General features: G+C 49.6%; 10 protein-coding genes. 4 read left to right on the forward strand and 6 right to left on the reverse strand.

What is annotated here, in order from left to right; genetic code table 11:
- Positions 1-66 precede the first annotated feature (66 nt).
- Genes ASL11_RS06010 through ASL11_RS06020 form a run of 3 tightly spaced genes read left to right on the forward strand, consistent with a single transcriptional unit; the run spans position 67 to position 3,063 of the window.
- Positions 67-1,044, forward strand: coding sequence for an ABC transporter substrate-binding protein (locus tag ASL11_RS06010; RefSeq protein ID WP_056611045.1), 978 nt, complete (start codon positions 67-69; stop codon positions 1,042-1,044).
- Positions 1,045-1,048: 4 nt separating this feature from the next.
- Positions 1,049-2,068, forward strand: coding sequence for a FecCD family ABC transporter permease (locus tag ASL11_RS06015; RefSeq protein ID WP_056611048.1), 1,020 nt, complete (start codon positions 1,049-1,051; stop codon positions 2,066-2,068).
- Complete coding sequence (locus tag ASL11_RS06020; protein WP_235550397.1) at positions 2,065-3,063, forward strand: FecCD family ABC transporter permease; 999 nt, start codon at positions 2,065-2,067, stop codon at positions 3,061-3,063. The genes ASL11_RS06015 and ASL11_RS06020 overlap by 4 nt, the downstream gene beginning before the upstream one ends.
- A 501-nt stretch (positions 3,064-3,564) precedes the next feature.
- Here ASL11_RS06020 and ASL11_RS06025 read toward each other — a convergent pair.
- From ASL11_RS06025 to ASL11_RS06045, 5 genes are all read right to left on the reverse strand, one after another.
- Positions 3,565-7,251, reverse strand: a complete 3,687-nt coding sequence (locus ASL11_RS06025; protein WP_056611053.1) for an Npt1/Npt2 family nucleotide transporter — start codon at positions 7,249-7,251, stop codon at positions 3,565-3,567.
- A gap of 154 nt (positions 7,252-7,405) precedes the next feature.
- Complete coding sequence (locus tag ASL11_RS06030) at positions 7,406-7,840, reverse strand: DUF6526 family protein (protein WP_056611056.1); 435 nt, start codon at positions 7,838-7,840, stop codon at positions 7,406-7,408.
- A 4-nt stretch (positions 7,841-7,844) separates the two neighbouring features.
- Positions 7,845-8,069 carry a hypothetical protein gene (locus tag ASL11_RS06035; protein WP_056611059.1) on the reverse strand — a complete coding sequence of 75 codons (225 nt, stop codon included), beginning with the start codon at positions 8,067-8,069 and terminating at the stop codon, positions 7,845-7,847.
- A gap of 79 nt (positions 8,070-8,148) precedes the next feature.
- Positions 8,149-8,907, reverse strand: coding sequence for a GTP pyrophosphokinase (locus ASL11_RS06040; protein WP_056611354.1), 759 nt, complete (start codon positions 8,905-8,907; stop codon positions 8,149-8,151).
- Between the two features lie 135 nt (positions 8,908-9,042).
- Positions 9,043-10,782 carry a methyl-accepting chemotaxis protein gene (locus tag ASL11_RS06045; protein ID WP_056611062.1) on the reverse strand — a complete coding sequence of 580 codons (1,740 nt, stop codon included), beginning with the start codon at positions 10,780-10,782 and terminating at the stop codon, positions 9,043-9,045.
- A gap of 242 nt (positions 10,783-11,024) precedes the next feature.
- Between ASL11_RS06045 and ASL11_RS06050 the strand changes: the two genes are divergently transcribed.
- Entirely contained in the window at positions 11,025-11,669 is a 645-nt protein-coding gene (locus ASL11_RS06050) for a transmembrane-type terpene cyclase (RefSeq protein WP_063795489.1), read from the forward strand.
- A gap of 41 nt (positions 11,670-11,710) precedes the next feature.
- Here ASL11_RS06050 and ASL11_RS06055 read toward each other — a convergent pair whose 3' ends face one another.
- Positions 11,711-13,837 (reverse strand): CocE/NonD family hydrolase, encoded by a 2,127-nt coding sequence (locus tag ASL11_RS06055; protein ID WP_056611068.1) that lies wholly within the window; start codon positions 13,835-13,837, stop codon positions 11,711-11,713.
- Positions 13,838-13,842: the final 5 nt, after the last annotated feature.

Here is a 13,842-nt window from a genome sequence, read left to right on the forward strand (position 1 = left end):
CTATCCCTCCATTATTCGGTATCATACTCATTGAGAATAATAATCATTGTCATGGAGGAATACAGAATGAAATCCCTTTTTACGCGTATTAGCCTTATCGCACTGATCAGCGTTTTTGCACTAAGCCTTGCTGCTTGTGGCAAAACGACGAATACCGAATCAGCTGCAACAACAACGACACCAGCTGCCGCTAGCCCAGCTCCTGCTGCCAAAGCAGATGGAAAGATAACCGTTCAAGATGCGGTAGGCACGGTTGAATTGCCTAAGAAGCCTGAACGTATCGTGGCCATGGAGTTCGGCTTCACAGACATCCTTGTCTCTCTTGGCGTACAGCCGATCGGGGTTGCGGACGATAGCTCCCCAGACCTTTTGATGGACTCCGTAAAAGCTTTGCTGAAAACATACACGTCCGTCGGTTCACGCTACGAGCCTAATCTTGAACTTATTTCATCCCTTAAACCAGATCTGATTATCGTTGATATTAATAAGCATAAAGCTGCGATTCCACAGCTTAAAGGTATTGCACCTGTCCTTGTGTTGGATGACTTCCAAGCGGACTACAATCAAATGCTGAAGAACGTAGGCATTATCGCACAAGCCGTTGGTAAAGTGGAAGAAGGCAAAAAACGCCTAGCTGAGCACCAAACGAAAGTTGAAGCGATGAAAAAGAAACTTGCCGCATCGAACATTAGCATTCTCCCTGCGGTTGTGAATCCAAAAGGCTTCTTCGCACACTCCGATCATGCGTACAGTGGATCCTTCCTCTCTATGCTTGGCTACAATGATCCGGTTAAAAATGCGACAGCTTATCCACAGATTACCCTGGAACAATTGGTTGAGGCGAATCCGAAAGTCCTATTCGTCATGCCGACTGAGAAAGTAACCATCGTGCAAGAATGGGAAAAGAATCCGCTGTGGCAGAAAATTGATGCTGTAGCAAACAAAAAAGTATTCACTGTTGAGCGACGTGACTGGTCCTTATCCCGTGGCATGATCGGGTCGGAGAAAATCCTCGACGATATCGTGAAGAATCTGGGGCAATAGTTCGATGAACCAACCCATTAACCTTGAGAAGCAGAGCCGTAAATGGCCTCTGCTCTTCCTATTTTCTGCGAGTCTAATAGCGATACTAATTGGGATTATATCTAGTTTAAAATGGGGCCAATCCCCCGTATCATGGCATACGTTGTACGAAGCTGTGACCTATCAAGGCAGTGATAAGGCACATCTATATATCCAAACGCTGCGGTTACCACGCGCCATCATGGCTTGCATCGTCGGGATGCAGCTTGGGTTGGCAGGGCTGCTCACCCAGCTCACGACCAAAAACCCGCTGGCTTCCCCTCATATTTTTGGCATCAATGCGGGAGGTGCTTTAGCGGTTGTAGTTGGACTTGTGTTCCTGCCACATTTCGGCAACATGGGGTTGATTGCTTTTGCCTTTGTTGGCGCTGCGCTAAGTGCTTTATTGGTCTGGTCGCTCGCTGGAACGGGCAGCAAACAATACGTCTATATTGCGCTCGCTGGCATCACAATCCACTTCCTCCTGTCCTCATTGACGGAAGGGGTCATTATTCTTAATCAACATGCGACAGACAGCATGATTTTCTGGCTGGTAGGTTCTCTTAGTCAAGCCGCTTGGACGGAAGTCCGCGTGATCCTTCCGTTTTTTATAGGGGGCATGCTGCTGTTTGCGTTCATACTTCCCTCGTTTAAACTGCTGCTTGTCGATGATGAGATTGCGACGGGGCTTGGCCAACGCATCACGTTCGTGCGCGGTATCAGTGTGCTGCTCGTCATTGTACTCGCTGGCTCCGCAGTAGCCTTATGTGGTCCCATTGGCTTCGTCTGTCTGATTGTGCCGCATATTGCGCGGGCATTAGTAGGTACGAACTTGGTTCTTCTCGGACCGTTAACGGCTTTATTTGGCGGAATTCTGCTGTTATATGCTGATTTTCTTAGCCGTTTTATTGCCTTTCCGTTCGAGTCGCCTGTTGGGATCGTCACTTCTTTGATTGGCGCTCCGTTCTTCATTTACCTAGCGCTGAAGCAACGGAGGGCACGATGATGACCTTAAAAGCATTACGGATCCCCGTTATATCGTTGATCATTGCTTTCGTCCTGATGTTCGTATTAGCCATCATCTATGCGCATGTTGGGGCGGTTCGTATCCCTTATCGCGACGTATGGGCAGCACTGACGGATGCGAAGCATCCTTCGTATTTTATCGTGCACCAATTGCGCTTGCCCCGTATTTTGGTTGCTATATTAGCTGGCTTTGGACTGGCAGTTGGCGGTGTCATTCTCCAAAGCGTCATTCGAAACCCCTTGGCGAGCCCCGATGTTATCGGGATTACCAAAGGGGCTGGCTTTATGGCCGCTGGGGTCATTTTCTTGTTCCCTAAGCTGCCTAGCTATTACTTACCGATTGCCGCTTTCATTGGGGCATTCGCTGCCTTCCTCTTGCTGCTCTTGTTAAGTCGTCGGTTAACCCTGCGTCCCTCCCATCTTGCCCTTGTGGGCATTGCGATTGGGACGATCTTTCAGGCTGGCATCCAGTATCTGATTGTTCGCCATCCCAGTGACATCAACGCGGCGCTGCTGTGGCTGTCCGGTAGTCTGTGGAACCGCAGCTGGAACAACGTGTACAGCCTGCTGCCGTGGATTGCCGTGCTGTTGCCCATCGTCTGGGCGAACTTCGCCAAGCTGAACGTGTTTCAGCTTGGCGACGAGATGACCACCGCGCTCGGCGTACGGATTGGGCGGCAGCGCTTCTGGCTGCTGCTGCTCGCTGTTAGCTTAGCCGGCATCTCCGTGTCGGCTGTCGGGGCGATCGGCTTCATCGGCCTGATTGCGCCCCATATTGCGCGGAGCCTCGTCGGCGGCCGGCACCAGTGGTTGATCCCGCTCGCCGCCTTGATCGGCGCGGATCTCATGCTGCTCGGCGACTTAGTCGGCCGCGTCATTATTCTCCCACGGGAGGTCCCCGTGGGGATTATGACGGCGGTCATCGGGACGCCGTACTTTATTTATTTGCTGCGCCGCGAGCGGCGCCGGCGGTAGGAGCCATAACTAACTCTCATTGCTAGCTTTGATCTATTTGCGTTTCTCAAGCTTCTATTGTTTCCAACTAGCTAATTATTGAAGAGGCAATCACGTGGAAAGCCTCTGTGGTTGAGGTGGACTCGGGTGTTAGAGTCGGAGCACCTACTTACCTGATCTCCGCTTTAACTGTATAAACTACAGTTAATTTTCGCGAATTCGCTTGTTTCTAACGAATAACTGGAAAACATGCAGCTAATTCGTTGCGATTTCGATGAATCGGGCTAAGCCCTGAAAATTAGCTGTAGGAAATACATCTAATCCTTTAAATGCGTGAAACAGAGCTCAATTAGCTGGAGTAAATCCAGTTATTCGTGTTTGACCCGCTGATTAGATGGGTAATCGGGAGTAGGGGGAACTCAGTACTGGCCATAAACTAAGTAGTCACTTCACTCCCCCGATTTCCTACCAAAAAGGAGTCCAACCCCTTACCAGGGTTGGACTCCTTCTCTGTTTACTATGCTAAATCATGCCACGCAGGCGATCCGCAATGACGCGCATCATGCTGCGGAGTACGTCGATGTTCTGGAAGCAGAAGCTCAGCACGAGATCACGGTGCAGCTGGAGCAGCACGGCTGGGTCCTTCGCTGTGCAATCTGCTGATCGAGGGCCGCTGTCGATGATGGCCATTTCGCCGAAGAATGCGCCTTCGCCCAACAGCGCGAACTCCTCGCTGCCGCGGTGGACGCGGATGCTTCCCTCGATGATGCCATACATCGTATCTCCGAAGTCACCTGCGCGGCAGACCGCTTCACCAGGCTCATAGGCAACTTCCTCCACCATTTGAGCCAACCACATGAAGTCGTTCGGGCCCAGATGGGCGAAGAGGTCGATCTTTTGCAAGACGAGGATCCGACGTAAAATCACTTCATCCCTCGTCAAATCTGTCGCAGCCTGTGGCTCCTGCACGGCCGCTGCGGCAGCCTCCGACTGAGCAAGAACAAGCTCTGACTGAGCAGCCTCTTCATTCCCATCTCGTCCTTGATCTCGCACTTGACCATGAACTTGATCTTCTCCTTGACCTTCCACCAGAGCTCGCCCCTGATCGTCCGCCAACTCTTCCCCTTGCTCCACCGCAGAAGCCTGCGCTTTCTCCTGCCCACGCTCTAACTCGGAGCGCAGTCTTCGCGAAAGCAGCTTCATCATTTCAACAGCAATGCTCGTCTGATCGAACATCATATCATAGAATACAGATGAGTCCAGTCGCCACAGCACCATGGTGTCTTCTGCTTTAATCGTTGCTGTACGCGCACTGTTCGTCAGAATCGCCATCTCACCGAAGCAATCACCGAGATTGAGCTCTCCGAGGAGCTTCTTGTTGCGATAAACGCCAGCTCTGCCCTCATCTACTAACATAAGGGAGTCGCCTGGATCGCCCTCTCTAATGATCGTATTGCCTTGTTCGACGGCCAATTTATGCAATCGCTTGGCAATAACAGATAAGTCTCTGCTCGTGAGTCCCTGGAATAACGAAACACGACGAAGCAACTGCACGCGATGCATGAGATCTGCAAGCTCTACGTTCACCACTGTCTCCGACTTCCGAAGTGTATGGTACTGGATCGTTTGAGTCAGCCATTCATCACCTTGCTCAGCTAGCCAGCTCAAATGCAGATTCAGCTCAACCTTACTTGCGGTTACCTTGGACAGCTTGCGAGAGCCTGCCATGAATTTGGCCATCTCTGTACGCAAAGTCCCTTGAAGCGTCTGATCAATGACCTCTTCGGCATTAGCCTGCTGACGCGAATCTCCTTCCGACCAGTCCAGATACACGGCCTGCATGGTTTGCCCATCTTTCAGAAGCGCCAACAATAAAAACACACGACGAGTAATGGCCGTACGAATTTCGCCGATCATCTTCTCAATCTCCGCATAGTCATCTACACCAACAACGCATGCACCATGCTCAGCGAACTGTGCATACAGCGTAAGCTCTTGGAAAATATAGCCCTCCACCTTGCGGCTATCCGGCTGAAGCAACTGCTTACTCATGCGTTGCAATGACTCTAAGATACGATCACGCAGGGCGTATGGCGCTTTCTCATAACAAGCAAACAACATGTCCATCGCACGTTGGGTTGCAATCCTTTCAAACACCGCAGGCAAATACAAACTAATTTCCTGTTGCTCCAAATAAGGCGCCAGTTGTGGCAGCACATCATCTTCATCGTATGCGGCGAGCGCGTCGATGGCGTAGCGCCGGGTTTTGCTATCTTTTAACATACCTATAATGGGTACTAGTAACGGAGGCACGTGGAGGATAGCAGCAGACTCCAAAGCGCGAATTCGAACCAAGGGACTGTTATCCTGCAAAAGGGAGATAAGCGGCTTGTAAAAATTTTTCACACGGATTTGTCCGAATAACGCGGCCATCGCGATCCGTTCCTCTTCGTGTCCGCTCTCCATCATGTCTTTCAGCTTCCCAACCGCGCGGAACATGCCTTCAATGCTGTAGTATTTGACTAAGCCAGCAATCGTTGCTGCTTGAACCTCGACAGAAGAATCTTCCAAATGCACAGTAATCTCATCGACATAATCTTCTTCCGCATAAGCGGAGAGCGCGATAATCGCCTTGGCTCTGACTTGTACATGTTCAGATGTGATCAGTTCCTGCAAAACAGGCTCAAAACCTTCGGGTACCTTCATCTCCACATACGCCAAGGCCTCTAAGCGAATTTCGGGTATGCTATGACGCAGTAAACCGTCCAAATGAAGGGTTAGATCAAATGAGCTTGTCTCCTTCAAAAGACCGAACGCATACAACGCTTGCTGCTTGTCCGAACCATTCAGCGCATCGATCAAGATTTGCCGAGTTACGGAATCCATGAGATTAAGCTCGACCTTTTGCAGGTCGTCGCCGCCTGTTTTGAGGTTGGACAAGAGCGTCGTCAAGTACGCTTTCTTTACCTTGATGCCCGCAAATATCCCCACAACGAGCAAAACTAAGACGATATAACTCAACTTCTCAGGGGCTACGAATCGTGTAACGAGGAGAAGGCAGATGGCTGCAAGTCCTTTGGCACCGTTACGGACAATCCCGTCCAAGAAGCCCTTCGCTTTATTCCGCCATTCCGGAGGAACGGGGAACATCACTAATTGGCTCACGGAGGAGTAGATCGTATCACCAACGACTTTATCGCTTCCTTTGACAACAACCGCCATAGCAAGGACCGGCAATACCAGAATCCCGAGACTACCCGCGAAGAGAGCAATCGGGAAAATTAATAGCGCCGTCATCACACCGAATCGCGTAATCACACGCCCTGACACGAACAATTGCACACAAAGGGCAATCAACCCTGAGAAGCCGTAGAAGCTTCCCATAAAGCCGGCTAATGCTTCATTTTGCAAGGTGCCACGCAGAATGACTTTGAATTGATAATCAATTAAGGTTAGAGAAACGACAAGCGCAGCAGCCAAAATTGCGACATATTTGAGATGCGGCACACTCGCGAAAAGGCCGCCTTTTTGCTGGACAGATGACGACTTAGATGAGGCTTTGCGTACCTGCGCTGGCTTCGAATCACCCTGATCTTTGGTCATGCCCAAGATGACAAATACCACCACAAGACCAAGTAATTGTAGTCCGGCATACACATAGATTAAATTCGCCGTTCCGACGAGTGGAACAAGAACCTTGAGGCCGAAACCGCTCAAAATCCCGCCCATAATCCCCCCACTACCTACGAGCCCGATCATTTGCTTCGCTTTCCGTTGGTCCATTACCGAAGTTGCGAACTGCCAGAAGCATACGATCATCAGAAAATTGAACACATCGTATCCGATATAAATGACAGGAAACACCCATCGCAGCTCGAGTCCTACACCGAATCTAGAGATTAGCACGAAAGCCGAGATCAGCGGAATCATCAGCTTGAGAAGGGTTTCTAAGCGTACCCTGGGAGAGAATCGTTGGAACACGATGCCTGCCGTAATCATGACAAGTGCCTGCGGCAAGTACATCAGGGACAAATACGAATTGTCGAATCGACTTAGGAAGAGTGTATCCGCCGCCGTCCGTCCGATGGTCGATGCCGATACCACGAAGAACAAATAGGCAAATAACAGAAATACTTTTCTGTATTCCTTCTTATCCTCTGTCATCTTATTTAGAAAGGAACGATACGTTTTACTAATACTGCTACTCACACGACACCTCATTCTAAAAATTAAACGATCATGACTCTTTCCTAAAATTGTACCAGAAGTCCTAGGAAAAAATAACTACATTTTCAACAAAACGACGTAAGAAAATACAAAAAAAGACATCATCCGTAGATGTGTCTTCCTAGCAGACATTCTATTAAATTCTAAAATTGTCGCCTCTCCAGCTGCGAATTGCTTTCTTAATCGCATCCGGACTCATCCGCTCCGCTGCTGCCTTCTTACAAAGTGTAGGAAACTCTTCATCCGATGCAAAACGCAAAGCCGTAATTTGTCCCATCGTCAATTTCTTATCTAACAGCTTCTGTGTCAGCACGAAGTGCCGAAGGTTCTCTTCTGCCCGAATCGCCCGATCCTGCGCCTTGATCGGGTAGGAACGGATAAGCACAAAGATCACAACCACAATAACAGCAATGAGGACAAAAATGACTGCTGGCAGCACCTGATCGTTGGTCCGTAAAGCGCTAACGAGCTGCATAATGGATAGAACCACTAAGCCTAATGCCAACAACGAAAACACATAGTGAAACAACGGATGCATACGTCGATGATTGACATAATTCTGAACCTTCATCTACTTATTTCCCCACAATCTGAGTAATCTCACTCTCTAATAATAGATAACGGTGCACACTTCGCATGATCGGCACTTTCGTCAAATTGTTTTTGTCTACATATTGCTTCATCTGATCTTTGGACAGACCTAAGATCTTACCCGCTTCCATTACCGTGAGCACCGCTTCATTGCTAGTCGCGTTGAAGGTTGTCTTCACCTTTTGATTCCAGTCTTCAAATGATTGCATGTTTTCGCACCCTTCTCAATCCGATCCTTCTATTATAGCACGAAAACACCTTCTTCACCCAATTACCTTCATCTGCCATCTAGGACTCCTCTTCACTCATGAGCGCTAGCAGTGCTTTCGGCAACGCAAATTTCTGATTGCTTATCATGATTTGATTCAAGGCTTCTTCGGCGATATCCGCCTGCTCTTCCTTAATCACACTGATCTCCGCATGCAGCCGTTCCATCTGTGAATCAAGTGCCGCCGCTGAGGCTGCTGCTTGCTTTAACTCTTCTAAGAGACGAGCGGGTACAGCTTGGTTGCCTTCATTAAACTTATAAAATATTTTATGCTCCAGGCTTGCCCAACAGTCCATAGCAATCGTACGAATTTGCACTTCCATACAGACGCGCTCTTCGCGGTCCGACATATGTACAGGCACTTCAATGAGCAAATGTAAGCTTTGGTAGCCATTCGGCTTCGGATTCTTGATATAGTCTTTTTCGCTCAAAATATGAAGATCATTCTGATTTCTCAACATCTTGGAAATGACATAAATATCAGACACGAATGAGCATGTAATTCGCAGGCCGGCAATATCTTTCACGCTGCCCTTAATGCCTTCGAAAGAGAGCTCTCCGCCTTTTCTCATCAGCTTTTGAAAAATACCTTCAGGCGATTTCAACCGAGACTTCGTGTGTTCAATCGGGTTATATTCATGCAGCATCTCGAATTCTTGAACGAGGATATCAATTCTCGTCTCCATTTCATCCAGCGCAAACTTATAGGTCATCATAAAACGTGTAATTTCGTGCTTAAACTTTTTCAAATCATTCATCGAAAACTGATTCGTAATCATATTCATACAGAATTCCATCCTTTGGTCATGGTTATTTTCCCATTCCTTGCTAGTTTAAATCATGGAGATCGCTCTACGCAAATGCAGCGATGAGAAAAGACACCGCTAGGGTGTCTTTCGTGTCCGTTGTATGAATTAGTGCATTTTATATGTATTAATCACGTCTTGTAGGTCTTGGGCAATGCTTGCGAGCATCTGGGAAGATGACGTAACCTCCTGTGAGGAAGCCAGCTGCTCTTCCGTCGCCCCAGCTACACTCTGCGACAACTCCGAGGTGATCTTCGCTACGTGCTCCATGTTGGTGACCGTTGCGGCGACTTGCTGCGAGCTTGCCGCCATTTGCTGGGCAGCCGCTGCTGTTTCCTGAATCTTGGAAGCCACTTCGTCTGCGGAGCGAACAATGGCTTGGAAGCTCAGTTCCGTGCGATCGACGGATTGAAGTCCTTTCTGCACCTCAACCAGTCCAGCATCCATCGCTTTAACTGCTTCTTGTGTATCCTTTTGAATGTTGGTAACCACACCTCTGATCGCACCAACCGACTCCCCTGTTTGCGTAGCTAGCTTGCGAACCTCTTCTGCAACAACCGCGAAGCCTTTACCAGCTTCACCAGCACGAGCCGCTTCAATGGCTGCATTCAAGGCAAGGAGGTTCGTCTGCGTCGCAATTTCGCCGATCATTTGCGATACTTTACCGATGTTCTGAGAGTGCTCGGCCAACTGGAGAATCGTCTGATTCGCCTGTGTAACCGCACTGCTTAAAGCGTTCATACTCATCGTTACATGTTGAACATCCGCTTGACCTTTGCGTGCTTGCTCAGATGCATGGACCGACAGATCGGAAACGTCTGACGTCGTTTCAGCAATGCGCTGTACGCCAATCGTGATTTCGTCCATTGCACGAGCACATTCCAGCGCGTTGATGCGCTGTGTTTCTGCTTCTGTGGCAATGGTCTGAATATCCACAGCGACATGCTGGGAGGCTTCGCTGTTTTGCTCCGAACTCGCATACAACTGCTCAGAAGAGGAGGCCACGGCACTGGACGATTCCTGCATACGAGCCATGACGTCGCGCATTTGACGTATCATCCCATTTACCGCCTGAACGAGGACGCCAATTTCGTCTTTATTACTAAAACGTAGCTCCGAAGCCGTCAGATCCCCTTCTGCCATACGAACCAGCACATGAGATGCGGCAATAACGGGTCTCGTAATGTTACGGACAATCACCCATGTAATCGCAACGGATAACAATATTGCGACGATCAATAGACTAATACCGCTTATGATGCTGCTGCGATACGCCGCTGCATTCTTTTCCACACTTTCATCTGCGCCTTGTTGGTTGAAGGCAACCATTTTGCGACTTATCGTTTGTACAAAATTATAGCTTTGTGTTAGCTCGTCATAGAGCCTAATTAGTTCAATCTCGTCTGTTGCCTTACTGTACTTGAGGTAATTGCTTTTTAGATTGCCCCATTGTTCTAGAATCATGTTGTAATTTTTCTCATCTTCTTCATCAGCTAGCGAGTTGCCGTAGCTGTTTATCGCCTTGTCACCTTTACTAATCGTCGCTTGAATGTCACGCGTTAACTCTAGCTTCACTGAGGCATCCTTCTGATTATTAACACCTACTAAATCCTTCGCAAAATGCTCCGTCAAATAACTGAATTCCTGAATCAGCTGAGTTCCGACCATCCAATTCTGAGCAATCTCCGTCATATCCTGCTTCATATTTTTCATCCTTACCATATCGGTAAGACCCAAAATACCCATAAACAGTAGAACAACTGCAAAGGAACCAATAAGTTTTTGCTTCAAATTCATTTTTAACTGTGTACGTCTCATCCACTCTTCTAATCTAGCTGTCGCTTGCATCTAAATCCTCCGAAATTTCAATTTATTAGCATTCTCTCTCTTTATCCCAAGCCTATCTTATCGGAAAAATGTAAGGAGAATTCAATAGAAACTATTAACTCAGTATGAGTTTAGCTAACATTTTCCATTTATAAAACATTCAAGTTGTCCACATAGACCCCTTCTTTTTCCAGAGGGTTGTACATAGAAATGGAGAGAGACACCCTCGAAAGGATGTGCGTCCCACTATGGAGATGCAGCACTTGCTATCTAATCAAATGGAGCTATTTCTGCAATATGGACTAGCTATTTTCTGGACGATCACCTATATCCTCATCATTATCCAAGGGTTCAAGGATCGCGCCTGCGGCATGCCGCTACCAGCTATTTGCGCTAACATTACGTGGGAGTTTCTCTTCGCCTTCGTGATGCCTTTCCACCCGCTGCAGATGATTGTTTCGCTCGTCTGGCTTCTTCTGGACTGTGTCATCTTGTTCCAAGCTGTCTACTTTGCCAAACCCAAATATCCACCACGTTTACTCTTGCCTGCTATCTTTTCCTTACTTGTCATAGCCTTGCTGCTCCATGTCGGCATGATCGTTGAATTTCATGATCAAGAGGGAAAATATACAGCCTTTGGCATCAATTTGATGATGTCGATTCTGTTTATCCAGCTTCCTTTTAAACAAGGGCTCAAAGGCCAGACCATCTACATCGCCTATTACAAAATGATTGGCACCTTGTGCGCGTCCGTGCTCTGCTACTCGTTGTACCCGGATTCATTCTTACTATTGCTGCTGTGTCTACTGACCACGATAGCGGACATTGTATACATCGTGATGATTCATAGAGCTTTGCACATGACGAAAGCATCGAATGCCCAGCTCGTACCTACCTTGCGCGCCTAGCAAAAAAGACACCTCGACAAGGTGTCTTTTTCTTCCCATGCCTACCCCAAAATCGGCAGCTTCACATGGCTCGGATACGCCTCCGAGTGATAAATCTTCTGCGTCACCACAACCGGCTGCGGATCCTCATACGGATTCAAGCCGGTATTCGTGTTCGGGAACGCGATCATTTTACTAGACGAAGTCACTGTAAATCGTAAGCGGTGCCCGACAGGGAAGGTATGCGCGATATTTTGCATAAATATCGCATATTTCTCGACCTGCCCCGGCGTCAGCAGTTTCGGCACATCCAAACCGCCACGGTATTTCGCGCGCACGATGTAGTTGGACAGCTTGATGGAGTTCCCCTTCGGGTCCACATCGCTTAAGGTCACAACCCAATCCGTGTCCACTCCGCTGCTCGACGCGTACAGCTCGCAAGACAGCTCGCCCGCCACGGTCACGGCCTCCGTCAACACCTCGCTCGTGTACACGAGGATGTCGCTGCGCAGCTCATGCTTCCGCATGTTCTCCGGCTCACGCTCGCCGCTATCCGCCACGGGCTCCTCCGGATTGTACACGAACGTGTCCGACTCGCCATCCCCGTGCGCACCGCTGCCGAGCGTCAGCGAGCCATCCCCAAGGCTGGAGTTGGCTCGCCCGCCGCTGCCCAAGAACCACTTCGTCGCCGTCGCCTCGCTTGGCGTCCAATCATCGGAGGTCCGCCACTCGTTGGTGCCGACCACATAATAACTAGCGCGCGGCTCCTGCTCGATGCCATTGGCAATGCCCTTCAAAAACCGATCAAACCAGCGCAGCACGTTCACATCGTAGTTGTACACAACGGCATCGTTGCCGAAGCTCGTGTCGAGCAGGTCACGTGCGCGGTTTGGGCCGTGTTCCCACGGGCCGAGCCAGATTTTGCGGTTAGGCACATCATGCTTGGTGAGCATCCGCCATGTCTCCGAAACGCCCGCACTATCGCCATCGTACCAGCCCGAGATGACGAACATCGGGGCCTTCACGTGCTCTCCGCGCTCGCTATATGTACAATTGCGCCAGAAATCATCATAGTCCGGATGCTCGCTCCAAATATCCCACGGACCTGAAGCCTTACCGATCATCTGCTGCGGAATCTCGCGAATCGGCCTCGCATCAACAGCCTTCTCAGGGCTGACCGTCCGCCCCCCGAAGATATCAAAATCCGTCCGCGTCCCCACCGACTGCGCCAACGTCCAGCACAGCAAAGGCCACGAACACACGGTGCCGCCCTTGCGCACCGTATCTACGAACGGCGAACCGACGTTCACTTCGTTCACGACGGCCTTCAAGTTCGGGTGCCCGCTCGTCGCTGCGGCTGTGACTACGTAGCCGAGGTACGAAGCGCCCCACATGCCAACGTTACCATCGGACCAGCCCTGCGCCACGATCCAATCGATCGTATCCGCGCTATCGTCACGCTCATAAAAGAACGGCACGAGTTCGCCTTCGGAATCGGCACGGCCGCGAACGTCCTGATTGACGACGGCGTAACCTTTGTTCGCCCACCGTTTAAAAAACGTCTTCCGCATATTACGGTCATAGCACGTGCGAATCAGAATCGTCGGCAGCTTCGTTCCTGGTGCCACGCCCTCCGGTAGATACACATCCGTTGCCAAACGCACGCCATCGCGCATCGGTACTAAATCAGCCCCATGGTCATCCACGCCAAACTTCGGTTTAGACAGTAGCGGATCTGCATACTCCACAAGCGGTGTCACCGCCTCATAACCGTCCACGACCAGCACTTCCATGCCATAGCGGTTCGGGGCCACGAATGCGACAACACAGCCGTCCACAGTCACGATATCAAGCGCGGTATCCTTACGCAAAGCCCAGACCTGCGCAACGACCTCTCTACCCGCTACTTCACCCGTGTACTGGATATGCTTCTGATACAGCTCACCATTCCCCAGCGTAACAGAGTCTCCCTGCCACTCCGCACCCGCATAATGGGACTGATTCACACTAATTTTGTGCAAAGGAATGATATAGCCAGCTTGCTCTGAAAGCACATTTTCCTGCATCTGCGTACGCCGACGTGAATCCACTTTGGCATGCATGATCGCGCTATCTGTAAAACGAATCGCCCCTTCATATACGCCAGCCGCATACATCTTATAGTTGCTCGTCCATCGCTCTCTCGTCATCTCCG

Source organism: Paenibacillus sp. Soil750, from assembly GCF_001428045.1.
In the GTDB taxonomy this organism is placed as follows: Bacteria; Bacillota; Bacilli; order Paenibacillales; family NBRC-103111; genus Paenibacillus_E; species Paenibacillus_E allorhizoplanae.

Bases quoted from the DNA above. Each gene is read 5' to 3' on its own strand.
- ASL11_RS06010 (WP_056611045.1), top strand. From the start codon at position 67: ATGAAATCCCTTTTTACGCGTATTAGCCTTATCGCACTGATCAGCGTT.
- ASL11_RS06015 (WP_056611048.1), top strand. From the start codon at position 1,049: ATGAACCAACCCATTAACCTTGAGAAGCAGAGCCGTAAATGGCCTCTG.
- ASL11_RS06020 (WP_235550397.1), top strand. From the start codon at position 2,065: ATGATGACCTTAAAAGCATTACGGATCCCCGTTATATCGTTGATCATT.
- ASL11_RS06030 (WP_056611056.1), bottom strand. From the start codon at position 7,840: ATGAAGGTTCAGAATTATGTCAATCATCGACGTATGCATCCGTTGTTT.
- ASL11_RS06035 (WP_056611059.1), bottom strand. From the start codon at position 8,069: ATGCAATCATTTGAAGACTGGAATCAAAAGGTGAAGACAACCTTCAAC.
- ASL11_RS06040 (WP_056611354.1), bottom strand. From the start codon at position 8,907: ATGATTACGAATCAGTTTTCGATGAATGATTTGAAAAAGTTTAAGCAC.
- ASL11_RS06045 (WP_056611062.1), bottom strand. From the start codon at position 10,782: ATGCAAGCGACAGCTAGATTAGAAGAGTGGATGAGACGTACACAGTTA.
- ASL11_RS06055 (WP_056611068.1), bottom strand. From the start codon at position 13,837: ATGACGAGAGAGCGATGGACGAGCAACTATAAGATGTATGCGGCTGGC.